General features: G+C 62.1%; 20 protein-coding genes and 1 tRNA gene. 7 read left to right on the top strand and 14 right to left on the bottom strand.

Features of this window, described 5'->3' with window-relative positions:
* The coding region (locus RTX98_RS12250) for a PAS domain-containing protein (RefSeq protein WP_312796877.1) at positions 1–2,521 on the bottom strand (2,521 nt) is incomplete at its 3' end.
* Positions 2,522–2,778: 257 nt separating this feature from the next.
* Between RTX98_RS12250 and RTX98_RS12245 the strand changes: the two genes are divergently transcribed.
* On the top strand, positions 2,779–3,234 hold the full coding sequence (locus RTX98_RS12245) for a phasin (RefSeq protein ID WP_312796875.1): 456 nt from the start codon (positions 2,779–2,781) through the stop codon (positions 3,232–3,234).
* A gap of 165 nt (positions 3,235–3,399) precedes the next feature.
* A tRNA-His gene (locus RTX98_RS12240) sits at positions 3,400–3,476 on the top strand.
* A 68-nt stretch (positions 3,477–3,544) separates the two neighbouring features.
* Here the strand turns inward: RTX98_RS12240 and RTX98_RS12235 are convergent.
* Positions 3,545–4,492: a hypothetical protein gene (locus RTX98_RS12235; protein WP_312796874.1), complete on the bottom strand. Its 948-nt coding sequence runs from the start codon at positions 4,490–4,492 to the stop codon at positions 3,545–3,547.
* Between the two features lie 152 nt (positions 4,493–4,644).
* On the opposite strand from RTX98_RS12235, the gene RTX98_RS12230 reads away from it, so the two are divergent.
* Positions 4,645–5,043, top strand: coding sequence for an SPW repeat domain-containing protein (locus tag RTX98_RS12230; protein ID WP_312796872.1), 399 nt, complete (start codon positions 4,645–4,647; stop codon positions 5,041–5,043).
* A 6-nt stretch (positions 5,044–5,049) separates the two neighbouring features.
* On the opposite strand, the gene RTX98_RS12225 is transcribed toward RTX98_RS12230, so the two are convergent.
* From RTX98_RS12225 to RTX98_RS12210, 4 genes are read right to left on the bottom strand one after another with little or no spacing between them, the layout of a single operon-like run.
* The gene (locus RTX98_RS12225; protein WP_312796871.1) at positions 5,050–6,087 is read right to left on the bottom strand and encodes a WavE lipopolysaccharide synthesis family protein; all 1,038 of its coding nucleotides are present in this window, start codon (positions 6,085–6,087) and stop codon (positions 5,050–5,052) included.
* Positions 6,084–7,157 carry an NTP transferase domain-containing protein gene (locus RTX98_RS12220; RefSeq protein WP_312796869.1) on the bottom strand — a complete coding sequence of 358 codons (1,074 nt, stop codon included), beginning with the start codon at positions 7,155–7,157 and terminating at the stop codon, positions 6,084–6,086. The genes RTX98_RS12225 and RTX98_RS12220 overlap by 4 nt, the downstream gene beginning before the upstream one ends.
* Positions 7,154–8,053, bottom strand: coding sequence for a phosphotransferase (locus RTX98_RS12215; RefSeq protein ID WP_312796868.1), 900 nt, complete (start codon positions 8,051–8,053; stop codon positions 7,154–7,156). Before RTX98_RS12215 ends, RTX98_RS12220 begins: the two co-directional genes overlap by 4 nt.
* Positions 8,050–9,045: a WavE lipopolysaccharide synthesis family protein gene (locus tag RTX98_RS12210; RefSeq protein WP_312796866.1), complete on the bottom strand. Its 996-nt coding sequence runs from the start codon at positions 9,043–9,045 to the stop codon at positions 8,050–8,052. The genes RTX98_RS12215 and RTX98_RS12210 overlap by 4 nt, the downstream gene beginning before the upstream one ends.
* Before the next feature lie 386 nt (positions 9,046–9,431).
* Here RTX98_RS12210 and RTX98_RS12205 point away from each other — a divergent pair, with 386 nt between their 5' ends.
* Both RTX98_RS12205 and RTX98_RS12200 read left to right on the top strand, forming a co-directional pair.
* Positions 9,432–9,758 (top strand): HNH endonuclease, encoded by a 327-nt coding sequence (locus RTX98_RS12205; RefSeq protein ID WP_312796864.1) that lies wholly within the window; start codon positions 9,432–9,434, stop codon positions 9,756–9,758.
* Positions 9,759–9,969: 211 nt separating this feature from the next.
* A complete protein-coding gene (locus RTX98_RS12200) occupies positions 9,970–11,037 on the top strand; it encodes a PAS domain S-box protein (protein ID WP_312796862.1) in 1,068 nt (355 codons plus the stop codon).
* 27 nt (positions 11,038–11,064) lie between these two features.
* Here RTX98_RS12200 and RTX98_RS12195 read toward each other — a convergent pair whose 3' ends face one another.
* From RTX98_RS12195 to RTX98_RS12185, 3 genes are all read right to left on the bottom strand, one after another.
* Entirely contained in the window at positions 11,065–12,318 is a 1,254-nt protein-coding gene (locus RTX98_RS12195) for a glycosyltransferase family 4 protein (RefSeq protein WP_312796860.1), read from the bottom strand.
* A gap of 79 nt (positions 12,319–12,397) precedes the next feature.
* Complete coding sequence (locus tag RTX98_RS12190) at positions 12,398–13,876, bottom strand: alginate lyase family protein (protein WP_312796858.1); 1,479 nt, start codon at positions 13,874–13,876, stop codon at positions 12,398–12,400.
* A gap of 214 nt (positions 13,877–14,090) precedes the next feature.
* The gene (locus tag RTX98_RS12185) at positions 14,091–16,193 is read right to left on the bottom strand and encodes a bi-domain-containing oxidoreductase (RefSeq protein ID WP_312796857.1); all 2,103 of its coding nucleotides are present in this window, start codon (positions 16,191–16,193) and stop codon (positions 14,091–14,093) included.
* A 275-nt stretch (positions 16,194–16,468) separates the two neighbouring features.
* On the opposite strand from RTX98_RS12185, the gene RTX98_RS12180 reads away from it, so the two are divergent.
* Complete coding sequence (locus tag RTX98_RS12180; protein ID WP_312796856.1) at positions 16,469–17,953, top strand: hypothetical protein; 1,485 nt, start codon at positions 16,469–16,471, stop codon at positions 17,951–17,953.
* On the opposite strand, the gene RTX98_RS12175 is transcribed toward RTX98_RS12180, so the two are convergent.
* Genes RTX98_RS12175 through RTX98_RS12165 form a run of 3 tightly spaced genes read right to left on the bottom strand, consistent with a single transcriptional unit; the run spans position 17,912 to position 21,116 of the window.
* Positions 17,912–18,949: a glycosyltransferase family 4 protein gene (locus RTX98_RS12175; protein WP_312796855.1), complete on the bottom strand. Its 1,038-nt coding sequence runs from the start codon at positions 18,947–18,949 to the stop codon at positions 17,912–17,914. The two genes, RTX98_RS12180 and RTX98_RS12175, sit on opposite strands and share 42 nt — an antisense overlap.
* Entirely contained in the window at positions 18,949–19,635 is a 687-nt protein-coding gene (locus RTX98_RS12170; protein WP_312796854.1) for a class I SAM-dependent methyltransferase, read from the bottom strand. Before RTX98_RS12170 ends, RTX98_RS12175 begins: the two co-directional genes overlap by 1 nt.
* Complete coding sequence (locus RTX98_RS12165) at positions 19,632–21,116, bottom strand: hypothetical protein (protein WP_312796853.1); 1,485 nt, start codon at positions 21,114–21,116, stop codon at positions 19,632–19,634. The genes RTX98_RS12170 and RTX98_RS12165 overlap by 4 nt, the downstream gene beginning before the upstream one ends.
* Before the next feature lie 196 nt (positions 21,117–21,312).
* On the opposite strand from RTX98_RS12165, the gene RTX98_RS12160 reads away from it, so the two are divergent.
* Positions 21,313–22,980: a DUF2793 domain-containing protein gene (locus RTX98_RS12160; protein WP_312796852.1), complete on the top strand. Its 1,668-nt coding sequence runs from the start codon at positions 21,313–21,315 to the stop codon at positions 22,978–22,980.
* On the opposite strand, the gene RTX98_RS12155 is transcribed toward RTX98_RS12160, so the two are convergent.
* Both RTX98_RS12155 and RTX98_RS12150 read right to left on the bottom strand, forming a co-directional pair.
* Positions 22,887–24,044 (bottom strand): CgeB family protein, encoded by a 1,158-nt coding sequence (locus RTX98_RS12155; RefSeq protein WP_312796851.1) that lies wholly within the window; start codon positions 24,042–24,044, stop codon positions 22,887–22,889. The genes RTX98_RS12160 and RTX98_RS12155 overlap by 94 nt on opposite strands.
* Positions 24,041–24,867: glycosyltransferase (locus RTX98_RS12150; protein WP_312796850.1), on the bottom strand; the 827-nt coding region annotated here is incomplete at its 5' end. The genes RTX98_RS12150 and RTX98_RS12155, both read right to left, overlap by 4 nt.

Raw genomic sequence — 24,867 nt, 5'->3', positions numbered from 1 at the left:
AGGGCAGATGCGTGACGTTGCTCGGGCGCTCCGGCTCGGCCGGCGCTTCTTCCGGCGCAGGTGTCGCCACGATCTCGGCGCGCCGCAAGGTCAGCATCAGCGACTTGCCGCCGCCCCAGGGCACGGATTGCAGATGCGCCTGCACGGGAATCTCGTCGCCATCCTTCGTGCGCAGAACCTGGCAGCGGCAGCCATCCTCGCCATCGGCCGCACCGACAAACAGCGCTTCCAACCCACCGGCTTCCGCGATGGCGTCAAGCGAGCCGTAGCCCGTGAGCGCGAAGAACTCGCGATTGGCGAAATCCAGCCGGTCGCCGGCATGGATGATCAGCGGGATCGGCAATGCTTCCACCAGCTCGATCTCGGCAGCGCCGGGCGAGGGTGGGGCGAACGCGTCGAAGGCGTCACCGGCCTCATCGCCGGCAGAAGCTTCGTCCGTGAAGACGGCTTCGTCGCCAAGATCTTCCGAAACCGGTTCCTGTTGATCCTCGGTTTCATCCTCAAGTGCCGACGGGGCATCGGCGGGCAGAGGCTCGATGCCGACGAAAGCCGGCGCTTCCGGCTGAGGCGCTTCCACTTCCTCGACTTCGGCCTCTACGGCAAGGTCCGCCTCGATGTCTTTCTCAGTCTCTGCCTCGGCTTCAATCTCCGCTTCGGACGTTACCAGAGGAGCCTCGTTCGCCTCCTGCTCGGGCTCTTCCTCGTTGGAGCTGGCGGAAACCGCTTGTTCCGCGTGCTGCTCACGCAGGTCGACGCGAACTGCCCGGCCACGGCTGCCACCTTCGATTGCCGCGCGGGCGATGAGGTCTTGGTCATCTGCTGCGTCATAGGCAGGGAGAACGGGCTCCAGTTCGGATGCGAGTACAACCGGCTCTTCATGGGCTTCCGCCGGTGCTGCTTCACGCGCGGCAGGCTGTCCCTCGACGGGTGCTTTCAGCACTTGTTCATCGTCAGCCGCCACGTCCGAGCTGTCACCAGCTTCCGGCGTCGGCAAGTCGTCGGCCTGAGAAGCCGCAGCCGTGTCGGACGCTTGTGCTTCGGCCACATCAACTGGCGCCTGCGCCGGGGCGGCGGCGACCGGTTTTTCCATCAAAGACTGCGCAGGCTGATCCGTGTTCGCCTCGGCGGATGTTTCCGCAGCCTTCAGCCGGTGACCGATCTCGCGAAACGCACTGCGTTCGCTGGTGCTGAGCGCCACACGCTCTGCGAGCGCCTGACGATGGGCTGCCAGAGGCACGATCTTCTGGTCGGCGGTTTCAGGGCTGATTGCCTGATCGGGAGCCGAAGGAATGGGCGCCCCAGCTTCAACAACGGGAGCGCCCGCCTGCTCCGGTTGAACCGGCGTCTCGTCCTCGATCGACGGATCGACATCAGCCACGGCCGCAGCGATCGCAGCTTCTTCTGGCTCACGTGCCGCCACGGCATCGCCGAGACGCGCCACGCCAAAGCCGCGAAAACCCTCAAAGCGCCGATCGCGGTCATAGATCGGCAGAGCGGCAAGATCGACCGGAATACGCAAGGACCCCTCGGCCAGCGGCCACAGCACGGAACGCCCCGACCATGTATCGCGCCGTTCCAACAGGCCGGTGATTTCGCCATCCGCATCGAAGCCGAGATCGGCAGCCACGTCGCGGAACGATCGGCCGATCACTGTCTCGGCCTCGATGCCGAGCGCATAAAGAAACGGATCGGACAGCGCGGCGAAGCAACCTTCGGCATCGGTTCGCCACACGAAACGAACCGGCGGTGCCGGCGCGAGGACCGCTTCGGCAGTCGTCGCAATGTCTTCGACATCGGGCACGGTGTCAGCAGCAGCCGTCGCTGGTTCAGCCTGATCATCGCCAAGACCCGGCGCTACCGGATCAGCCTCGCCGATGACGATCAGAAAATACAGCGCGGGATCGTCACCCACACGTGCCAGCCCGGCCGGAAATAGGCCGGAGCCGCCGCGCAGCCGACACTTGGCGACGTGCTTGGAGGTCTGGTCGGCGGCCTCGGCAAACTCGACCAGCGCGCTTTGTTCGATGCCGGCCTGCTCGAAACCAGGCGTGGCCGCCAGAACGGCGCCCTCCGCATCCAGCATGGCGACGAACTGGCCCTGCGTGCCGAAGCCGGATACGGCGTTCTGCAATGGCGCGCCTTTGCCCGAGCGGCCCAGCCCATCGGGAAAGGCCACCAGCAGCGCTTGTTCGCCATCCGGCAGGGTCACTTCGCTGATCAGCAGTTGAGTGAGCCGCGTGGTCAAAAGCCCGTTCAGGCGGATCGATACCGCCTTGTTCTGCCCGATCTGGGGATAACCGGGCGTTGCCGCGATCTGACGGCGCGCCAAGGCCGGCAAGGGATTGTCAGCGCCGATCGCGGCTTCTATTCCGTGGAAACCAAGCGCTGCCGCACCCGGACCATTTGTCCAGATAACCTCTTCCATCGAGCGGCTGAAAATAACCAGCGCTTCGCCGGCCGCAAAGCTGCCGCGCACAGGCTCAAGCGCCACCACATCGATGAAAGAATAAAGCTGATCCATAAGGCGCTCTGCGCGAAGGTTCCTTAACGCTTTATTAATAAAGACGGATCGCCGCGAAATCCACAGCCGAAGCCCTCTGACCCCAGGCAATTGCGGTGTTGGTTAATGCTCGCGGACGGGCAGGTATTTATGCGGCGCAGCAAATATGTTGCAATGCACAATAAGCACTGCTATAGGATAAGGCATAGGCCACACAAAAAAGTGGCACCGGAATTCAGTGAAGTCGATGAAGATCTAACCGTTCCAAGGAGAGCGTCATGTCCGAGGCTGCCCGCAATACCGCTGAAAACGTAGAATTCGCCACCTTCGAAGCAAACCGCACCACCGACCAGTTCCGCACCTTCGCGGAAAAGGGCGTTGAACAGTCGAAGGAAGCTTTCGCCCGCATCAAGCAAGGCACCGATGGTGCTCAGAAGGCTTTCGAAGCCTCGTTCGAGAACGCCCGCGCCGTTTCGAGCGAGCTGTCCTTGAAGTCCATTGCCGCGATGCGCGCCAGCACTGAACTGACCTTCTCGCATTGGGAAGCCCTGCTGGGCGTGAAGTCGATCTCCGACTTTGCCGAGCTGCAGACCTCTTATCTGCGCAAGCAGGTCGAGCTGGCCGTCAACCAGGTGAAGGACGTGCAGACCGTGTCCACGCGCGGCGCCGAAGACGTCGCCAAGCCGGTGAAGGACATCGTCGAGCGCGCCTGGAGCGACCTCAAGGTCGCCTAAGGCTCCCATGCCTTCGATAGGTACCAAGACAGGCCGGCTTCCAAGCCGGCTTTTCTTTTGGTGGATTTCCTCAGGCTGTTTGCCAATCAGGCCCTTGAAAAAGACCGGGATACTCGGTAGGGACGGTCGCACTGGCCCGGCCTCCACCAGGAAGGCCGTCGGCACGCGGTTGTAGCTCAGTTGGTTAGAGCGCCGGATTGTGGATCCGGAGGTCGGTGGTTCGAGCCCACCCAACCGTACCATTTATCATCCTAAAAATGCTGCCTTGGTGATCCCGCGATCTGTGGGAGATCAACCACAATCTCATGTCTTAATCCGGATCGACGACGAGGCGCGTTCTTACCGTTATCGATGGAATGCGAGCGGGGTTGGTCTGCCTGCCGCTGAACACGTCCAGCACCTGCTGGGGACGCGCCAACGACCCTTCAAACGCACCATCCATATAAAGACCGGGTCGGAGAGATCCCTTCCCATCGAATTTGATCGTCAGCGTTTCCGATGATGCGGAGGCACGGAGGTTGGTTTCGGTGCCTTTTGCGAAGCCGGCTGGATCGTCCAGACTTAGCGATATGGCCGCTTCATCGCCATTCAAGACCGCCGTGCCTTCGAATGAAGCAGAGGCCGCATTCGGCGCCAGGATCAGCGTGCCATTTGCCTCGGACACAGCAGGGGACGCGTCTCCGTGTCGAAAAGCCCCGTCGACGATCTGCACCCGACCTATGTTTTCGGAGATGTGGATGAAGTCCGAGCGAACGGCGGTGTTCCGATCAGGACGAGGCGGTGACCTTCTATCCGGTTCTCTTGACGCTCCGGCGACTGGGACGTTGCGTTGACCAACTTCAACAAGAGGCCGGACCAGAACAATCGTCTCGATGGTCAAAGACCGTTGCCAAAGCGATGCAAAGCTCACGGGAACTTCGATGCGGTCGATCTGAAGCGATCGCCTTTCCGTGCCTGGTACTTTGATCAAAACGTTGGAGAAAACGAGGGCAAGCCTCGGAAACAGATCGATGCCTGCTTCACCCTCAACGACCGTCGATACATCGTAGGATTGTGCCAGCTTGTCTTCGACGCTCCGCCGTACCGACCGCTCAATCTCGGAAAGCCCGCGATCCATAACGAACCAGATGGCTGCGCATGCGGCGACAAGCACGAGAGCAGCAGAAACAAAGACCGTACGCTTCTTGGAAATTGGAACACCTGTTTGAGGCAAACGCATCACGATTGCTGCGTGCTGATACCGATCACGAACCAGCATTGATCACATCACTCGTACGGCGTTGGCAGCAATTCGTTGCATAGCAATCGCGTGAACCATTCCCTATGCGCTGCACGGAGAAGGCCTGCCACTTCAAGGAACACTCCCGCCATCCCCGCAGTTGTGCCACCAACGACGCTTGGAGGTTGCCTGTGATCCCGACGACCTTGCATGGGGCGATCGACTATCTGGTCGCGCTCTTTCTGATTTCGGCGCCTTATACGCTGGGCTTCGCCGATGGGGGGGCGGCGCAGTGGGCGACGATTGGACTGGGCGCGTTCGTGCTGATCTACAGCCTGTTTACGGATTATGAGCTTGGCATGGTGCGCATCCTGCGCTTCCGCGTGCATCTTGCGCTCGACGTTGTGTTTGCGGTGCTGCTGCTTGCATCGCCCTGGGTGCTCAATTTCAGCGACCGCATCTGGTGGCCGCACGTCCTCGTAGGGATCATGGGGCTGGTGGTCGCCGCCTTCAGCGCCCGCCACCCCGACCGCTTTTCCCATGTCACCGGCGGCAGCAAGCCCAATCTTGGCGACCGCCGGCTGAAGTAGCGGTCCTTAACCCGGATTCAACCAGCGCCGCACCGTATGCGCGAAGCCGAAGCGGTTGAGCCAGCGGGTGCGCTGTTTCACTGCGATGTAGCGCTGCTTCTCGGCGAAACTCCGCGGCCATTGCGTGTAGCCGGTGTCGGGTCCGGTCAGGCCTGAGCGTGCGAAAACCAGCTTCTTCCAGTCTTCGAAAGAGTAGCAGATCGCGTTGAAGTAGCGGCTCTTAAAGACGTAGTTGTGCTTGGGCATATGCAGGTCGACATCGAGCGGATGGGCGACGATGAAATTGTCGGCGAGATACTCCTCGAATTCCCGGAGAATGTCGTCACTGATGTCGTTATGATAGGCGATCGGGTAGGGCCCCCGCCCGAACAGATAGCCCAGCGTCAGCCATTGCTCGGTCGCATACCGGGAGCGGAACTCGCGCTCGCGCGGAATGGAGTGGGGCGGAAACGGGTTGCGCTCCCAATGGGTGTTGGTGCCGAAATCCATCAGCGGCCCGCTCCAGAAGGCGCGGAGATCTTCGGTGCGGCCGAACTGCATGAAGTCGCTTAAGTGATAGCAGAGCCGCTCATCGAAGCGCGGGTTTAGGCTGAACAGCGACATGATGAGGATGCGCGCCCGGCCCTTCAGGCGTGGGCCCGGATTGGCTTCAGCCCAGCGCGACCACAGGTCGACGACCTTGCGCGATGACAGATAGGCGTCGGTGCGCAGCTTGATCGCATAGGGCGTGGTGACGGCGGCCAGCCCGGCGGCTGAGGACATGATCTGGCGATTCACGTTGTGCGGCGCGCCGATCAACTTGACCGGCGGCAGCACGCCGGGATCATCGGTCAGGATCACGGCATCGAAGTCGGCATGGTCGAGCAGGGTCTTGGCGGCCGATTTCTGCGTCGACAGAATGATCTTCACGCCCGGCATGACCTCGCGCAGATAGCGCACGGAATAGCGGACATCCCAGTCGCCACCGAGCCCGCCCTGGAGCACGATGGTGACGTCCTCATTGGCGATCGTGCCGCTGACCAGAGGCTCAGACCTGTCGCTCATCGCTGAACGGCCGAGGGCAGCATGGTGGCGAGATCGTCGCCGTTGCGCACGAGGTTGATCGCGACGGCCGAAGGGAAGGGGTTCGACGGCGCGAAATCGTTCACCAGCGTTCGCGCGGCATGGTTCACGCCAAAGATGGCGGCGTGCCAAGACAGGCCGAGTTCTTGCAGAAAGGCTTCGGTTTTCTCGCGAAAACGCTCCGGGCGCGCGGTCACGAAGATGATCTGCGCACCGCGCGCGATCATCGCCTTCAAGGCCGCGACATTGCCGGGCAGTGCCTGGTCGGGATCATCCCAAAGCGGCGGGATGTATTGGCCCGCGTTCTTCAACACGACGCCGTCGAGGTCGACGATGTAAAGGCCGAGATCCTCGCGGAAACGGTTCCAGGCTTCCAGCGTGCCGACATCGACGTAATGGTCGGTGTTGATGCCGCGAAAGACGTTGTTCTGGCGGATGGCATCCAGGATCACGTGCGAAACGAAGGGCTCGCCTTCGTGGTTCGAGGCAAGGAGCCGGCGATAGGAGTCGAGGAAGACATGGGCGTCGTGAAAGCCGTAGCCGCCGACCGAAATATAGTTCGACGACACGTTCTTCTCGATAATCCCCAACAGCAGATCATTGTCGTTGAGATGCAGGAAGCTTTTCGCCGCGATATTGCGGACTTCGCCGGTCTGGCGCAGATCGGCATAACACACGCAGTCTGAAAACACGTTTTCGCGCGGCACGAACCAGCTGTCGCAATCCTTGATGAAGATCGGGCCCTGAACGTCCGCGCGCGACAGGATCTCAGCGACTGTTTCCGCCGGCCCAGCGGTCTGGTCGTCGAAGGTGACGATCTCAACGGCATCGCCGAGAGCGCGCTGAAGAGCGCCGCGTCCGCCCTTGCCGTCAAGATGTTCGGCCAGCGCGCCGATCACCACGCGCCGGCTGCGCCAATCGGCAACCGAAGCGAGGCTTTTTTCCAGCATGAGTTCTCCGGTGGGTGCGGTGAGCATCCATTTGGGCCGAAGTCCCGGAAAACGCGAAGACCGCCCTGCAATGGGAAGAACGATCGTGCCTGGCTTGGTCATGCATATGCCTCTATGGAACCGATGCGGCGCAGTCCGGAAACCACGCGCGAGAAAATGGTGGCGTCCCGCACATAAGGGAGCACGCGCAACGCCTGCAGGGCGCGCAACGACGGAAGTGCGGCGTCGAGCTCTGGAAAGAAGCCGGTCATCTGGCTGGTCACTTCTTCCGCCAGATAGCGGCTGATGGTGCGCAACAGTTTTGCGGTTGGATCGGGCCGATCATGCCACAGAATGCTGCGCAGCGACCAGCCGCTTTCGAGATCCTGGATCAGCTTGGCGACATCCATCCAGACGCTTTCCAGATTGCCGTCGAGAAGGTCGATGAAGACGATCGAGCCATTGTCGCGGATCAGCATGTTTTCGACCGTCAGATCACCATGGCACAGCGTCTGCGGAATGCCGATCCAAGCCTTCGCGGCGAGCTGGTCGAGCAGTGCGTCGAGAAATTGCGGCTCGGTCTCGTAGAACGGGCTCTTGGCGATGCTCGTTTTCAGTTCGGCGATCTTGGCGTGAAACAAGGCCGGATCGAGCGAGCCCGACACGGTTGCTGAAAGGCGGTGAAGCGGGTCGGTGAGGCGTTCAACCATCGCGGGAATGCTGGCGACCGCCTGCAGCGGGGCAAAAGACACGAAGCCATGCCCTTGGACATATTCCATGTCGTACCAAAGGAGATCGCCAGCCTCGCCCTGTTGCAGTACGCGCGGTGTCGCGATCACGCCGGCCAGAGCGTTCTGCTTCTCGATCTGCAGCCGAAAGCGCGCATTATAGGCGGGTGACGCGGACACCTTGCGCACGAAATAGCGGTCGCCATCCAGGCAGAGTGAGACCGAACAGCCGGAATGCCCCGTGAGCGTGCGGACATGCTGCGGGTTGATGTCGATGAGATGTGCGGTCATCGTTTCAGAAACTGCCCTGCATAGAGCCGACGCATCAGCTGACTGCGCTTGAGGATTTCGCGCGCCACGCGCTCCGTGCGCAGCAGCAGAGACATGCGCGGCGCGGGCGTTCCCACCATCCGGCGGCTGTTTGCGGCAACGGCGACGTCGAGATACCAGGCGAGAAATTCGCGCAGGCCGACGCAATCCTCCGCAAGCGATTTCTGCGCGCGGCCGCGAAACCGCTCGTGGTCGATGCCCAAAACTTCGGGCTCGCAGGGGATGAAGTTGTTGAACAGCATCCGCTCAGAATCGGCGATGATGTGCTCGTTGATCTCGGCGTAATGGGTCAGTCGCCGCTCGTGGCCGGAGCGCTTGAGCGCCGAAAGAAACAGGTATTGTTCGGTGGTGAACCGAAACCGGTCAAACATCCGGTACCAGACATCCGGCGCTTCGTTCAGCATGAAGCCCGACAGGCTTTCGCCGGCCAGAAGCTCGGCGTCCCAGTAACGGCGCAGATCGGCGGTCAGGCCGAACTGAAACAGATCGCTCGGATGATAGGCCATCGGAATGAAGGACCGCGCGCTGCGGGTGAACTCCTTGGAGACCACGATCCGGCGCTCGAACACCGTTCCTTCGCTCAGGCGCGTGGGAAACGCTTCTTCGAGCGAGATGAAACCGCGACCCGTGACATGGCCGTCGGAGCGGAGTTTCGCGGCATAGGGTGTTTTGACCCGAGCAAGGCCGACGCGCGTGGACAGGATCTGGCGGTTGACGTTGTTGACGATCGAAACCCCATCGGCTTCCCACAAAATGCCGCCGGGATCGGCGCTGAACACCGTCTCATCGGCGTCGATGTCGCGGGTATCTTCGTTTTCCCAGGTGCTCAGAACGATGCGGCTGCCGGGAAAGAACCGCCGTATGGAGGCTGTCGCCTCACGCGTGCTCGACCCGTCGCCCTGGCTGACCGGTCCTTGCACGACAAAGGTGATGTCGGCGTCCTGAATGGGCATGACGTTCAGCGCAGCGACTGAATGGCTGAACGCTCGACGATCGTGTCGCGCGACGCGCGAGCATGTGTTTCTTTGAGCATTTGGCAATATCCACTTACAGAATCTGCAAGTGGACTAGTTTTGGCAACCGCGCACTATCAAAAGTTAGAGTGAATATTTATTATAGATCGATGTATTACTATATTAATAGCTTCTAAATTAACTTATGTAGGTTTCTATATTAGGAAGAGAGCTGTTGAAAGGGCGAAGGGAGTGAATGTTCAGTTCGAGCATGAGGAAAGTCGTGGGTTGAGAGGGTGCATCACTCAACCCGCCTGTCAGCATGCTGGTTGAAACCCGCCAGAAGCGACCGTACCTGATCAGGACCGATCAGATCCGCAGGTGACATGGCCCGAAGAGCGCGCTGGGACGACGAACAGGATGCGCGCGCTGCAGAAGAGGCCGCGCCGCAAAGCTGTTGGCTCTGCGGACGCCTTCTCGGCAAGCGGGTTGAATGGCATCATCCCATTCCAAAAAGCCGGGGCGGCAGAACGACGGTTCCCGTTCATCCGATCTGCCACCGCACCATTCATGCGACCTTCTCCAATGTGGATCTTGCCCGGCATGTCGAAGACGGCGTGTCCCTGACGCAGGATCCCGCCATTCAGCGTTTTCTCGCCTGGATCGGCAACAAGCCGCCCGACTTCAACGCACCAACCCGCAAGGCGCGATGAAGGGGTTGATGCCGAGCCTTCGCCTGGCGATGCGCGCTCTTTCCTAATCGTGAACAAACCGCATTGAACCCTTGGATGGGGATAGGGTATGCCGGGTTATTGAATGTGGTGATTGCGATTTGGCCGGCCCGAAGAGGTTGGCGGAAAACATTGTCAGGCAGGCAGGATCAATGATGTACGGCCAACCAACCGCGACAAAGGCAATTCAGCTTTGACCGAGACCGTCAAAGGCCCGGACAACGTCGAACTGCCGTCGGACCCACTGGCCGATGCGCGACTGGCGGCGATCGTCGAATCCTCCTTCGACGCGATCATCAGCAAGGATCTCGACAGCGTCATCCAGACCTGGAATCCGGCTGCCACGCGGCTTTTCGGCTATTCGGCCGAGGAAGCGGTCGGGCGGTCGATCACCATGCTGATCCCGACCCATCTTCACGATGAGGAAACGGACATCATCAGCCGCATCAAGCGCGGCGAGCGGGTGGAAAGCGTCGAAACGATCCGCTGCCGCAAGGATGGATCGCTCGTCCATATCTCCATCACCGTGTCCCCCATTCGCGACCGAAAGGGCGTCATCGTCGGCGCCTCGAAAGTGGCGCGCGACATCAGCACATCCAAGGAAAGCGAACGCCGCATCCGGCTGCTGCTGCGCGAGATCAACCACCGCGTGAAAAACCAGTTCGCCGTGATCAACTCGATCATCCGCGAAACGGCAAAAGCCACGGCCGACCCCAAGGCATTTGAAACCACGCTGCGCAACCGCATCCTGGCGCTGGCCCGTTCGCATGATCTGCTGGTGAGCTCGGAATGGTCGGGCGCAAGTCTGGCTGAACTGATCCAGCATCAGCTCGAACCCTACGGTCATGAGGAGCAGGTCGCGCTTGACGGCGATCCCGTTCTGCTTCGTCCGAATGCCGTGCAAAATCTCGGCATGGCGTTCCATGAACTCGGAACAAACTCGGCAAAATACGGCGCTTTGTCGGGTGAATCGGGTCAGGTCTCGGTCAATTGGACCGTAGAACGGGAAGAAAACGGGCAGGAAATGTTCGTTATTTCCTGGAATGAGAGCGTTCCCGGCCTCGAAGCGGAACCGAGCCAAACGCCGCAACGACGGGGCTTCGGCTCCGTGGTTCTGCTCCGCGTCGCGCCGCAATCCCTGGGTGGATCGGCAACCATGGAACGGGGCGAGGGCCGCGTGACCTGGCGTCTCCGCGCACCGCTGGAAGGCGTGCTCGACACCCAGGACGAAGACGAGCACGCGACGCCTGCCCAAGCGTAACGCATTGATCTGACTGATGTTAGCAGGTCAGCTCGTTTTGGTCTGATGCAGGCAGTCGTGCTGCACGACGCCCTCGATCGCCTGCAACATGGACAGCGCCAAAGCCGGCCGGCTGAAACGCCGCGCCGCCTGCGCGCCATTCTCGGCCATGGTGGCGCGACAAGCCGGATCGTCGCGCAAGGCTAGGACCGCTTCAACAAGCGCCCGCGCATCTTCCGGCGGCACCGTGACGCCGACTTCATAACGCCGAACAAGATCAGCCACTTCGCCTTCGACACCAAGCACAACCGGTATGCCGGTCGCCATCGCTTCAAACAGCTTCGAGGGAATGACCGATCGGAACAGCGGGTCCCGGCGCAGATGGATGAGCGAGCAATCGAGCAGCGACCAGTAGCGGCTGACCTGATCCTTCGGCACCGTGTCGACAAACAGGATGTTGCGGAGATCTTCGGCCTTGGCACGGCGTTGGAGCTCGGCTTTCTCCGCGCCATCGCCCAGCATCAGAATGCGGACGTCGCTTTCGCCAAGGTCGCGCAACTGGCGGGCAGCGTCGAGAACGGTGTCGAGACCGTGCGCAAGGCCATGTGTTCCGATATAGCCGGCCACGAAACGGTTATTGAGGCCGAGCTTGGCTTCGAGCAACGGATCCTTCGATGCAGGCTGAAAGCGTTGGAGATCCACGCCGTTCGTCACAACCGCGATCTTGCCGGGATCGACGCCCCGCGCCGTCAAGATGCGCTTGAAGGAATGGGTCACGGCAACGATCAGCGCGGCGCGATGATACAAGAACAGCTCAATGCGGCTGAGCGCTTTGAGCAGCACGCCGTCCTGCATGGCGCCGACCACCCGAATGGATTGCGGCCACAGATCGCGCAGCTCGAACACGAACGGCGCGCGGCGCAGAACACTGACCAGCCAGGCAGCACAGACCGTGAAGAACTGCGGCGATGTTCCAACAACCACATCGATCCTTCGAACGAAGAAGGCTGCAAGCAAGGCCGTGATCATGAAGCTGAAATAGTCCAGCGTGCGGCAGACAAAGCCTTTGTTGGCGCAGATGAAGGTCCAAACGCGCACAACACGGATGTTATCGATGACTTCCGTTTGCCAAAGACGGTTGCGGTAACCGGCAAAAACCTTGCCACGCGGAAAGTTTGGAACGCCGGTGATGACTGTGACCTGATGACCAGCCTTCACCCATTCACGACAGTGCTCGAAGCTTCGGCTCGCCGGAGCATTCACTTCAGGCGTGAAATTGTCTGTGAGAAACAGGATGTGCATGTCGCACTACGCTTTCGGCAAGAAATACTCTAAAACTACTTACAAGGTACTGTGACGAACACACAGGGATTTACAAGAGCTATGTTCCTTCTTCAACAAAGATAAGGCGCAGTGTGGCGCGATTGTTGTCGCAAGCGAGGATCAAGCATTGCGCGGCAAGCGAAACGCCAAAGCCGGGGTGATGCGTATCTGGCTCGATACGGGCTAGCCCCTCCACGACCTCCCATCGCAGGACAAGGCGGCCGTTCTGCTCCGCGAAACCGCAATTTGCTTGGGCGAATAGATTGATATCTGGGGCAAAGTGGTAGCGCGCTTCCGCCTTGCGCGGTGGTCCTGAGACCTCGTCGTGGATGGTCAGCGTTTCAGCTTCGAGACGCCAGCGGCGGTGGTGCATCGGGTTGCCGGTGAGGAAGCGATAGCCATCGTGGGACGCGGTGACAGAGGTGTCGTTACCGCCTTGCACGATATGTAGGTCGTGTGGATGAGCGCGCCGGCCGACGCGAAAGCCGGACCAGACTTCGGACGAGTCGAACCCGTCGATGATCAGCGTGTTGTGGGCCGCCGTGCCCCGCTGGCGCAGCCGCTCAGGGCCGGTGCCGTATTCGGACGTGCCGCCATTTACCAGAACGCGCTTGCCATGAAGCGACAGCTCGAACGACAGGGTGTCGGCATGGGCATGACCCGGCTGATGCGCCGGCCCGACTTCCGCGGCATCAATCAACAGAACGGCGGGGCCATGGGTAACGCGAACATAGCCGCTCTGCTTGAGATGTGTCAGGCCGAAGCTCGGGGTGGTAGCTGAGGCAAAGCCAAGACGCTCCGCATAGGCGTTCAGCGCCGCTGGTGGTGGTGCGATGCTGAGCGCGGCGTCGTTGAAGAAGGCGATCTCACCGTCGGGATGAGAGAGCGCTACGAGCCAGGTCCGCATGGGATTTATACGCGCCTCGAGCAGCCCTTGTAGCGCTTGATCCGTGCCAAAGCGGCGGCTGAGATTGATGAGGGCTAGAAGGTCCTCCAGCACCAGCGCGTGATACATGGGGCTGAGTTCATAGTGCCCGCCATCCGGCAGAACCTGCTGAGGCAACTCCCGCCGCAGGAGGCGACTGCCCTGCTTGAACCAGACATCCGCTTCCGCGCCCTCGAAGAAGGCACCTGCAAAGCACAGGGCTTTGGCGTTGGCCAGAAGATGATTGCCCGAAAGGTGATGCTCCACCCGCCGCGCAAGCCAGCGCGTCTGGATGGCGAGACTGTGAAGGGCATCGGCTGGCAAGGTAAAGCCGTCCTGCGCAGCCTTGATCCAGTTGACGATGCGCAAGGATGTCGGGAAAGGCTCCCAGCCGGTGCCGTGGCCCGGCGGATTGTGCTCGAGCCAATCGCTTATCAAAGCCGTGTGCCATTCCCGCCGATCAGCCGCCCGCTCTGCATTCAGCTCATCGAAATAGTGGAGGTTGTAGCGCCAAAGCTTTGACCGTGCCGGATCATCCCAAACGGCACCCGGCTTGTTTGCGTCGAGCATGCCGGCTTCGTTGAGGAAGAGGAAGGCGTTTGGGCCTGTCATGCAGGTGGCACGCTGGGCTGGCTCTAACCAAAGGCCGACAGGCACGCGCAGAGTTGGTGCAGGGCTTAGATCTGGAAGAGGGCGATAAAGCCGGAACCAGACGCGCCCAAAGATCTGCCGCGCTTGAAGGTGCCGGATGGTGCGCCAATACTGGCTGAGCCTACCCATCTCGGTTCGGCCGCGTGCCGGCGATGATGTCGATCAGCGGCATGGATCAGCGAAGCTGTTCGGCGAGGTCGATCGTGACGGCGCTGACTTCGGCCAGTTCCTCGAACGGAATGGGAGCCGGACCGCCGCTCTGGACCGCAGTCAGGAAGGCGCTGACGCAAGATGTCTGGCCCTTGTCCTGCTGCCACAGCCGCGTCGGTTTGATGCCGCGCCAGTTGTGCGCTGAAAGCCTGCGGAAATTGTCGAGCACTGCGATCGACCCGCCGCAGAAGACTTCGAGGCGCTCCTTGGGGAACGAGCGCGCGCCGTTGGCGAGGTAGTGAATTGTGCCGAAGGCGCCGTTTGCGAAGGCGAGTTGCAGGTTTGCGGTGTCGCCGCGCCCGGTGGCCGTCGCCTGGCTGATGGGGCTGTTCGCAAGATGGCGGAGCAGGTCCACGAAGTGGCAGGCTTCGCCGATTATGCGTCCGCCCTCCTCTCCGCTTTGCGACCAATGATCCGGCGGCAGCGCGCCAGCGTTCACTGTCATGATGAAGACAGGCGGTTCGGATCGGGAGGCGAGAGCTTTGTTGAGTGCGATGACATGCGGCGCGAAGCGGCGATTGAAGCCGACGGTGAGCAAAGGCGGGCGCTCGAATGCGCGGCTTTCCCGCCAGCTTTCCTGGATGTCAGAAAGCTCGATGTGGCTCGGCGCCAGCGGCTTTTCCACGAACACATGCTTGCCCGCGCGCAAGGCGGCACGAGTCAGAGCGGCATGGCTGGAATGGCGCTTGGCAATCACCACGGTGTCGATGTCGGGATCACCGATCAGGGCCGAAGCGTCGGTCGTGGCCCTTGCAATGCCGAACTTGCGTTGGGCATGCAGGCCACTGATGCCGCTGTTGGAAGCTACCATGTCGAGCCGTGCGCCGGCCCTTTTAAGCGCGGGCAGGAGCGTGCTCGTTGCATAAGTGCCGGCACCGATGACGCCGATGCGTGGTGTGCCGATAGCGGGCAGTGACGCGCGCGACAGGATGGCTGGGGCAGTGAGCGGGGCAGTATCCTCGCCGCCAAAATCGAGCAGAACGCCAAGCGTGGGGGTATTGCTGTCGAGCAGCGCATAGGCTTGTTCGGCCTCGGCGATGGTGAAGCGGTGCGAGATCAGTGGCGCAACATTGAGCCGGCCATCGGCCATCATGTCGAGCACGGCCTCAAAATTGCGCTGCGCAGTCCACCGCACGAAACCGGCGGGGTAATCCTGACCCTTGGTCTCGTAGGCGGGATCATAGCGGCCGGGCCCGTATGAGCAGGAGACCTGGAACGACAGCTCCTTCTCGTAAAAGTCCGCACGCGACAGCTGCAGCCCGGTTACGCCGACCAGAACGATGCGGCCACGCTTGCGGCACATGGCGGCGGCTTGGGACACCGGCGCGCTGCTTTCGGTGGAGGCGGCGATGATGACGGCATCGACACCGCGCTCACGCGAAAAACGGGAGGCTTCGCGCAAGGGATCGCTGCCAGCCGCAAGGTCGATCACCTCGGCGCCGAAGCTGCGGGCCAGAGCCAGGCGCGCGGGATCGGGATCCAGGCCAAGCACGCGGCAGCCATGGGCGCGCAGGAGATGGACGGTGAGCAGCCCGATTAGCCCGAGACCGATGACTGCAAAGCTTTCGCCAAGCGTTGGTTCTGCAAGCCGGATGCCTTGCAGGGCGACCGCGCCAAGCACGGTGAAGGCTGCGGCTTCATCCGAAACGCCGTCCGACACCTTGGCGGAGAGATTGGCTGACACCGCCACGATGCCGGCGTGGCCGCCGTTGGAGGCGACTCGGTCTCCAGGGCGGAAATGGGTAGCGCCTGAACCCGCTTCGATCACCGTCCCGACATTGCAATAGCCGAGCGCGAGGGGCTGATCGAGCTTCGCGCGTACGGCGGAAAGCGTTGGCAGGATGCCGTCTGTTCGCGCTTTTTGCAGAACTTGACGCACCCGATCTGGCTGCGATCGTGCCTTGCCGAGAAGGCTGGCTTTGCCGAACTGGAGCAGCATGCGCTCGGTGCCGCCCGACACCAAGGTGCGTGACGTGCGCACCAGAAGCTGATGCGGCCCGCAAGCTGGCGCGGCAGCATCGGCTACCTCGGTTCGGCCATCGCCGAGATGTTGAAGCACCACCCTCATGCGAGCGATCGTGGCTCCCCAACCAAGCATCCCAAGCGGCTATGAAGAAGTTAATATATGCAACGTGGCGCGACTTCAAGTAAGACAAAGTGTCTTCGCTGGATGCGTTAAGTTGAATGTCATGGCCGCCCTGGCTGGTTATATCTTGGTGATCTTGTGCCGCTGACGATGTTTATGATTGGAGACCAGCATCGTGAGCGATTGACCGCCGAGATGGCCTCGAAAAATCTTGTCGGGCCGATGCCGAAGGCGCGCCGGCAAGCTGACAAACCGCCATGCTGAGCAAGGTTGGCCGCAACCTCGGCGTCCAACTCCTGGCGTTGGCAGTAAGCTTCCTCGACCGTTTCGTCGTGGTGGCGCTACTGCTTTATCACTGGGGTGCGGCGCTTTATTCCGACTGGGTGGTGCTTCTGTCTGCGGCCGGTTTGCTGCAATTGGGCGAGCTCGGTCTGAACATCTATTACGGCAACGTGTGGCAGCGCGCGGCGGCGCTTGGCGACCATCACGGGTTTGCCCGGATGCTACGCGTGGCGCTCGGTTTCGCCGCGATGCAGGCGCTTCTGCTGTGTGGGGCGGCTTTGGTGTTTCTGGCCGTGGCTGATCTGCCTTCCACGCTTCTGAGCGCGGACGAGGCCAGGTTGATCTTCCTTCTGTTTGCCGCCTTCAGCATTCTGGCGGTGGTGCGGGGCAGCTTGTCGCAGCTGTATCGTGGCCATGGCCGCTATGCGCGGGGCATGATGGTAACGCTGCTGGGAACGCTGGCCCTGCTTCTCGCCACGGCACTGGTTGCGCTGGCAGGTGGCGGGCCGATCCCCTTGGCAACCGCTTACCTTTTATGCCATACCGTGTGGGATCTAAAGCGGTGCTTTCCCGATTTGCGCTTTGTGCCGGCATGGCCGCGCGCTTGCGAGTGGCGCGACGCCTGGCGCAACACGCGATGGCTGGCGCTCGAACAATGCGCGCCGGTAATCTGGCTGCAAGTGCCGGTGCTGCTTCTGGGAACGGCCGGCGTCGGCGGCGCGGCTTTGGTGGGCTTCGTTCTGCTACGCACGCTGGTCGGCTTCGCCCGCCAGCTTTCCACGATGTTTTCCATCGCGCTCGGAGTCGAACTTGCTGGGCGGATTCACGCGGCGTCCGAGACGGTGACGCAGCCCATCGAGGAAGCCGGCCGGTTGCTTTCTGTGGCGGCTGGGATTTTGGGTGCTGCCGTGTGGGTGTTCAGCGAGCCGTTGTTGGCAGTGTGGACCAGCGATCATGCTGCTTATGATCCCTATGTCGTCGCTTGGCTGGTGCTTGGCAGCTGGGCGGCTGCGCCCGCAGCGCCGGTTGCGAAGCTTCTCGCTTTTACCAATCGCGCCAAGCCCAATGCGGCGGCCTGGACGGCGCAGCTTGTAGCCGGGCTTGGCCTGGCAGGGCTGCTAGTTCAGCCTTTTGGCGCTGCGGGCGTGGCGGCCGGATTGGCGATCGGCGAAGTGCTGGGAATGGGGATCGTTTTGCCTTTGCTAACGAAGCAGGCACTCGCTTTACCTGCACGTTACTGGCGGAAATGCGGCATTGCCCTTGGTGCAAGCGCGCTCTGGTGCTTGATCGTCGGCGCTGCGGTAATCCACCTCGGTATCGCGGACGTGTCCCAGATGGTGATCGCTATGCTGATCTGGAGCCTGTTTGGGGCTCTGCCTGCGTTCATGATCACGCTGCCCCGTCGAGTTTGGCGCGGTTTACGGCTGCAGAAGGTCCTCGATCAAAGGCAGGAAGCGTGAGCGCAAGCGGGACAGGCGGTAGTGATCGTGCCAGCGTTGGCGTCCGGCTTCGCCCATGCGCTGGCGCGAGGCAGGGTCGGACAACAGCGTGATCAGGCGCTGGGCCAACTCACCCGGGCGATCGAGATCGACGTTGAAGCCGGTTTCGCCGTCCACGTTGACTTCCCTGGCACCGTCATGGATCGAGGCGATCACGGGAAGACCCTGCCGCATGGCTTCGATGTAAACCAGGCCGAAGCCTTCGCCGCGGCTGGGCATGGCGAAAACGGCGGCATCGCGCCAGAGGGCTGCCAAGTCCGCGTCGGCCACGAAGCCGCGAATGTCGATCGAACCCGCGGCTGGAGAAGTGGCGGCTAGGTTGCGCAGAGCGGGCACACCAGAGCCACCGCCGGCGACAACCAGGCGGGCATCCGGCACTGCGGCGATCACGGTCGGCCAAGCTGCAATCAGAGCGTCATGACCCTTGTAGTTTTCGGCGGCGTCGATGCGGCCGACGATCAGCACGCTGGGCGGGTTGGTCACGCGATTGAGCGATGGAGCGGGTTCGTCGGTTTCGGTAGCGAGGGGGCAGATACAAGCTTGCGAAAGCGGGCCGTACAGTGCCTCGTGGCGCGACAGCGTATTCTGCGACACGACAATGGCGCGGCTCGCGCGGTGCAGGGCATGCAGAGCCGGCGCCTTCATGGCTTCCCAGGCTTCGGTGCCATGCATCCAGATCACGGACGGACGCTTGAGCCAGCGAGGATGCGCACGTGCCAATCCGGCGCTGTCGTACAGGCAAAGATCGGCTTGCATCGACGCGCGCTGAACGGCCGCCACGAAGCGGAGCTTTGAGCCGCCGGCCGCAATCTCGCCATCAGCTGCGTCGTGGTCGAGATAACGGATGATCGTGACCTCGTGGCCGGCGTCCCGCAGGATCTGCGCCGACACGCGCGAAACCTGCGCGATGCCGCCGCCCGGTGCGAGCGTTGCCGTGCCGAGAACGATCCGCGCCATCAGACTCGCCTGGCTGCGACGACGAAGAGCGTGTCGCTGTAACGCGCGAGCCCGAATGGTCGCAGGACGGGAGAAAGCACCGGCGCGCTGGCATAGAAGCGGCTGTCGTCGAGAACAAAGCCGCGCTGATGCAGGCCGCGCTCCACGTCGAAAAGGACGGGCACGGCGCGAACATGGCGGTAATAGGCGGGGCGGCCGGTGAGGCGAAACACGGCGCGTTCGGCCCGGCGATACAAGCTTTGACCGTTGGGCATGGAGAACAAGATCGTGCCACCGGGCGCGACCGCCGTTGCAAGCCAGTCGAAGGCGGACCACCAGTCATCGACATATTCCAGCACGCTCGAGCACAGGATGAGGTCGAAGGAGCGCCCTTGCAGGAGGGTTCGATCACCCATTGCCCCAAGTTGCAGTTCGACCTTGCCGGCAGTTGGGCGCAAACTTTCGGCAGCCAACGCCAGCATGGCCGGGCTGGCGTCGAAGGCAAGCACGTGGGTGGCCTGCTGTGCTGCCAGAGCCGCCATGATGCCGCTGCCGCAACCCGCATCGAGCACATGGCCGCCCGGTTTGTTGTAGCGATCAATAACGCTGCGCCAGACGGCTTCGCGCTCTCGGAAGGCCGGCGAATGGTTGTAGCGATCGGCGAAGCGGTGGGCGATTGCAGTGTGCCAGGCGACGGCGTTGCTCATTGGGGTGCTCGCGCGAGGGGTGGCGGCTGAGAGCCGATCAGCTCGCAAAGCATCGGAGTCGCGATACGGGCGACGGGGTAGACGAGCAGGATGGTCAGGGCGCTGGCGGCGACATCGCCAGCGATCAGCCCGTCCATGCGCGCGCCCATGTAAAGCCCGAGGAATACCGCCGGGAAATGCAGCCACTCGCCGTTACGGAGGGTCCAGAGCGTATATCGGCCGGTGGCGAAGAAGATCAGGCCAAGCGGGATCATCACCGCCGGCACGCCAAGCCAGCCGAGGTTCCAATAGGCTTCGGCGAAATAGCCCATCCAGGTCGAAGAGGTGTCGGAGCCGGTCAGCAATTCCGTGTAGGACTGCCCCATGTCGAAGATCGGCTTGTCCGGCCAAAGAAGGCGCGGGATCGCCACAAGGGGAACATAGCTCAGCGAGTCACCGGGCTGCCCGGCATCATACATCGCCATCGCCGGTGCAGCGGCATGGACATAGGCGATGCGGATCAAGGCGCCTTGAAACTCTTCCTGATCGTCCTGGGGACCATCGGCGAGGATGCCGCCCAGGATCTCCAGTCGCTCACCGAAGGATGCGCTGCGGATGGTGCCGTAGCGCGCGATGAGTTCCGCTCGTCCAGCTGCCGTTGTCGATTGTAGAATCGGGAAGACGGCGACCAGAACAAGAACGGCAATCACCGCGCGCTTAAGCGTGAAACGATGCTGCAGGATCGCCAGCACCAGCATCAGGATGGGCAGCAAAGCCTCGCCCTTGCTGAAGCGCAGGAAGCCGAAGAAGGCATCCAGTAGCACGAGGGCAGAGAGTGGAAGCAGCCAGTTTGCCCGGTGCCGCAAGGTCCAACTGACGAAAAGGAAGGTGGATACGGGCGCGAGCCAGACGAGTTGCGTGAGCACGCCCGGCAACACGGCATCTTCGCCGAACGCGCCCATCGCGTTGGGAAAGATCACGAGATATTTGGTGGCAAAGCCCGGCAAGCCGAACAGAAAGGCCGCGATCAGCATCAGCCGTTCATCGGTTTGTCGCGGCTCGACGAGGCGTTGCGGCCAAAGCTGTGCAGCGAGCACGACGGTGCCGAGGATCACCAGGCTGCACACTGCCGCGAGAAGGTTGAATCGGGCAAGTTCGGTTTCACTGGCGGCAAAGAAGTCGTGCAAGGCGTTGAGCGTGGTTTCGTTCATGAACCGGTGCGCGACCGAGCCGATGCCGAAATAAACGGCGGTGGACAAGCGCATCCAGAACAGGCCGGTCCAGAGCGCCAGCGGCTGGCGCTGAACCGCTTGCAAGGCGCCGGCGCACAGCACGCCAGCAAGCCACAGCGGGGCAATGAGGTTGGCGTGGAACGTGGCGCCGGCTTCATCGAGCAGGGTTGCAAGAAGCGTGAAGCCGACCAGCCCGGCAAGCGCCCACAGCTCCCAGGCCTGGACCTCGGATGCCGCGGAACGCAGAGGGAGAGCGGGTGCGGCAGTCATCGGGATCCATCGAGAGGTGATGTTGATCCTGCCGCAAGTACAGGAACAGATCAACCATCCTCCGCGCAACGACGATGAAGATGACGTGGACGAAAAGCCGCAAGGTCTCAGCAATCGTGGGCTTCGGAACGAAATCTATCCACGGGTGGTGAACTGCACGCATGCTTGCCGCACAGCAGCTGCAGGAAGATCCGACATGACCGAGATTTCGCCGAACCTTCTCCTTCCCTACATCATGCCTTCACAGGCGCAAAAGCATGTCACCCACAATGAAGCCATCCGAGCGCTGGATGCGCTGACGCAGATCGCCGTGCGTGACCGGGACCGTATGGCGCCGCCGGCCGATGTTCTCGATGGCGACCGTTACATCGTGCCGGTGGGCGCTGTGGAGGCATGGAGCAACAAGGACGGGCAGATCGCGGCTTGGCAGGACGGCGCCTGGGCCTTCTATACGCCCGGCGAGGGCTGGTTGGCTTGGGTGATCGATGAAGCGCGGCTTCTGGTGCGCAGGGGAAGCGAATGGCTCGATCTGCCCGGCAGCGGCAGCGGCGGTGGTGGGAACGGCGGCAGCGGCGACATTGCCGGTGTGATCAACCATCTGATCAGCGCTGCCGGCCTGATCTACCGCAACGATCCGAGCGGCGTGGCGGGCACGGGCGGCTACAAGTGGAGCACCTACTATCAGGCAGCGTCCTGGAACAACGGACCTGCCAGCGAACCGAGCTACATCGACGATGTTTGGGCATCCGGCATCAACATGGCCGGCGTCGGCTTGCGCGCCGACAAGGACCGGCAATATGCAGCCTGGCATCTGGAATCGAAGTTCTATTCCAACGCGCAGCAGGCGAGCCCCTGGACGGAAAACTTCCTTCATGTCGTCGACAAAAACGGTGGCGTGCGGCGCCCGATCGGCTGGGTGGGCGCGCATGACGGGTCCTACGGCAATGTCACGCTGGCGCAATCGCTGCTGCTTCTGCAGGGGCACAATCACCAGCCCAAGATCGACCTGAACTTCGAAACCAATGCTGCCATGGTCTATGACGGCCTCGTCACGAGCTACCTCGCCAATAATGTGCCGCCACACCGCCAGCGCAACGGCGCCAACAACGCGACGCTGCCGCTGCCTTACCTGGATGATGCCGACAATCTCGCGCTGGCGCGGCCGCTGACACAGGCGCTGACGCCCGGTTCGAAGAACGCATCCGGGCTCCGCTCGCGCACGCGGGGTTTCAACACGGATGCGTTTTATGCGGAAGCGCCCGGCGGACTGGCTGCAAGTTTCGCGCTGTCCTGCGGGGTGACACAGGCGGCGAGTGCAGCTTTCGCCGTGACCGCCAATGGCACGACAAGCGTCACAGTCGCCGCCGGCCTCGTGGATGAAGCGCAGATCGGGCGGACGATCACCGGGGCGAATGTTCCGGCCAACACGCGCATCACCGACGTGATCGACGCCACGACGTTCAAGGTGAGCAACGCGCTGCCGGCCGTCGTGACCTCGATCACCATGAGCGCGCGCACCAAGCGTTCCGTGGAATACAGCGTCGATAATGCTGGTGTGGTGACCTACGATTATTCCGGCAGCTTCATCTTCCGCGACAAGAATGCGTCTTATGGCTTCGGCTTGCACATCTATCAGGGCAATGTCGGTATCGGCGCAGGCGCGTCCTATCCGAGCGGGGCGAAGCTGGTGGTGGATGGTCCGGTACGGCTGAAGAGCTATGCCAAGGCCGCATTGCCTTCGGCGAGTGCTGCAGGAGCCGGTGCGATGATCTATGTCTCGGATGCGGCGGGCGGTCCGACGCTGGCCTGCTCGGACGGTGCAAGCTGGAAGGTACTCGCGGCGCTTGGCGCGACGGTTTCCTGACGCGCGGCCAACAGCGCGCGTGCCTTGTCGATCACGGTGCGCGCGCGATCATCGATGGAATAGCCTGAAGACAAAGCGCGGCTGCGGCCGGCTTGCGCGATGCGGTGGCGCGCTTCGTCATGGGCGAGGAAGAAGCGGACCTTTTCGGCAAGCTCTTCCGCGCTGCCGAACATGGCGCAGTCCCGATCTTCCGCAAAGTGGTCGGCGATTTCGTCGGAGCGCTCATGCAGCATGAAACCGCGGGACGCCGGGATGTGGAACGAGCGCGAGGTCAGCCGGTCGCCGCTCACAGCGTTGGCGTTGCCCTCGAACAGGATCGCGATGTTGACCTTGGCGGCGCCGATCGCCTTGGCATATTCCGCGCCGAAGATGGGCCGCCTTTGGATGTATGCGCAGAGGGATGGGCCGGCACGCTCCCACTGCGAACCCCAGATCTTGAGGTTGAGCGAGGGTAGCGCCGACATCAGGGCGACAAGCAGCTTTTCCTTTTTTGGCGACCACGTGCCGATAAAGGACGCATCGCAGCCATAAAGCGTGGCGTCGCTCCTATCCATCGCAGTCGGCTTGTGCGTTTCCGGATCAAAGCCATGCGGCAGGAAGGAAGCGTTGGTGATGCTAAAGCGCGCCTGAAGATCGGCAGGCCCGAACGTCTTGGTCGTGAAGATCCAGTCATAGCAGGGCAGAGCCTGCGCTGCCGTCTTGCCGTGATCCACGAAGCTCGTATCCGGCCAGAAATTGATCGCCACACCACCTTGCGCCTGCACGGCACGGATAGCCTGCGGCGACACCATGATGCCCTTGAATACGAAGAATAGGTGCGGACGAAACTGCGCCGCTTCGCGCAAGGCGGCGTCCGTGGCTTCGCGCAGGATCATCGGCCAAAGGAGGCGGCGCGCGGCTTTCATTGGCCGGCTTTGCCAGCCGGAGGCGGCGAACCATTCGTCGGCAAGCAGCGACACCGAATGGCCGGCGCGGCGGAAGGAGCGCACGAAGGCATAGGCATTGGAGCCCTGCCATGTCTCGGCGACGGCCAGGATGCGTAGGGGGTCTTCAGGGTGGTTCATGAGGCTGGAAGGCTTTGGTAGGCTGATGCTTTGACCGGACTGACATGATCCAGCGCGGCCAACACGCCTTCGACACTGTGGCGCATGCAGGTTTGATCGAAGACGGTGAGAGAGGCTTGCGCCATCGCGGCATGAAGCGCGGGATCATCGAGCAGGCGCTGCATGGCTGCGGCCAAGGCATCGACATCGCCGCATGGATAGGTGAGCGCGTTGAAGCTTGGCTGCGCGATATCGCTTTCGCCAATCAGCCCGACGCGATCGCTGACGATCAGGGGCAGACCGATCGCGCAGGCTTCCGAGCCGACGAGGGGATGCGGATCGTGCTCGGATGGGATGACGAGCGTGTCGGCAGCGCAGTAAGCAGCGGGCAGCCGGTCGAGATTGACGAACCCGGCGAAACTTGTCGGCACTTTCGCCTCGGCTGCCATTTGCGAGAGGCTCGCTCGCTCGCTGCCGTCGCCGCAGAACAGGAGATGGACGGGCCGGTCTGTTTTGATGCGGACGGATGCGGCAAGGAGGTTTGCGGCCCGTTTCCGCTTGCTGAGCTTGCCCACGAAGAGAAACACGAAGGCGTCGTCCGCGATGCCGAAACGCCGGCGTGTCGCCACTCGCAGAGCCGCGCGATTGGCCTGCGCATGGCGGTAGATGGTTTCGTCGATGGGGAAAGGGCTGCGGAAGCGCTTGGCGGCCGGGACGCCCATCTTGTCCCAAAAAGTCTCGTTCTGGTCACCCACCGCCAGCACGGCCGAGACCTGGCTCATCAGCAAACGCAAGAAGGCGCTACGGAAGAGCGCGCGCGTGCCCTTCGAGCGCGGCACGGCAT

It is taken from the genome of Tianweitania sp., assembly GCF_032053605.1.
Taxonomy (GTDB): domain Bacteria; phylum Pseudomonadota; class Alphaproteobacteria; order Rhizobiales; family Rhizobiaceae; genus Tianweitania.
The sequence above is the reverse complement of the archived record's forward strand: the minus strand, read 5'-3'. Positions and strand labels throughout refer to the sequence as shown.